Origin of the sequence: Photorhabdus hindustanensis, from assembly GCF_002968995.1 — a bacterium.
GTDB classification, from domain to species: Bacteria; Pseudomonadota; Gammaproteobacteria; order Enterobacterales; family Enterobacteriaceae; genus Photorhabdus; species Photorhabdus akhurstii.
In genome coordinates, this window is the sequence record NZ_PUWT01000152.1 from 1 (window position 1) to 1,309 (window position 1,309).

The 1,309-nt window shown below is 39.8% G+C and carries 1 protein-coding gene and 1 pseudogene; both read right to left on the reverse strand.

The window, feature by feature from the left end:
• Positions 1-493: pseudogene (locus C6H66_RS24855) on the reverse strand (T6SS immunity protein Tli4 family protein); the annotation flags it as partial.
• A 99-nt stretch (positions 494-592) separates the two neighbouring features.
• On the reverse strand, positions 593-1,309 hold a 717-nt coding region (locus C6H66_RS24860), incomplete at its 5' end, for a T6SS immunity protein Tli4 family protein (protein WP_248000823.1).

Genomic DNA, 1,309 nt, shown 5'->3' on the forward strand with positions numbered 1-1,309 from the left:
ACTCCATAAACTCCATTGTTACGATAAAAGCGACACCATTACTATACAAATGCGCTTCTAATACTCGGGCAAAACCAGGAACAGCAGTATCTTGATTCCTGTCGAAGATCACACCTTCCATATTATCATTATTCTGGAGGCGATAGACTTTCTTTAAAAAAGGCATATCTTTCGGTTCAACATATTGCATTGTCTTTAACTCCTGCTCTCTTGCTTCTATCCGATATTCAAACTCCGGTGGATATAAGCGTTCAGTTTGTATTTGTGCATCACCAATAAATATCCCGTCATGGATAACATTGCCAAATGCTTCGGGGATATCAATCAGATAACGGCCTACACAACGGGTCTGCATATTGGCTAACATTTCTGTCGTCACTTGCTTTTCCTTCTCGGTTAAATTGGGGTGATAAGGGTCAGGGAAATACCACCGCCATAGGGCATAAATCACCAAGATAGACAATAAGATAAATAAGATACTTTTCTTACTCAATCTTCACCTACATATTCGTGTTTGTTTATCTTTCTCCATCCCAATTTTAACCCTTATATCCCTATAAGAGTTTTTATTTAAAACATATTTTTATTGCTATCAGAAAGCACCCGGCCTTTTACGAAAGGTACTCGTTACCGTATCCCAAAACGTAATCAGTTCATCTCCGGTATAAGGCGTCGGGGGTAACTGATAATTCCTCAACATAATACTCACATAGGGGTTCTTATAATCTCCGGCGGTTTCATTTGCAAATAACCCAAATTGATAGCGGGGATTATTGTCAAAAGGTTGCAGACCGATTGCTAATAACTCTTCCGCATGAATACCGTTGACTTCCCGTTTCCCTTTTCTGGCTATCCCGCCACGGTTAGCGTGCAAATCCTTTTCAATTTCACCAACACGTTCAAGTAAGGTACTTCCCCCTGTCAGGTCATTAATGATCTCAACACTGAACTTAAAGTTCTCATTGTTATTTCCCCGATAGACAAAACCTATCTCTTCTTTCTCATTACGACTACCGCTACCGGCAATAAACCCATCAGGAATACACGTCCCCGCCACTGTCGGGATTTCTGTATCTTTTCGGCCACTGATTCTGGATAGCAGTCTTTTCATCTTTTCCAGAGTTTGATACAACTCATTATATTGCCTTTCAGAAAATCCATGCCTTATATAAAAATCTCTATCTTCCTTATACTTATCATCTGATAACTCCATAAACTCCATTGTTACGATAAAAGCGACACCATTACTATACAAATGCGCTTCTAATACTCGGGCAAAACCAGGAACAGCAGTATCTTGATTCCTGTC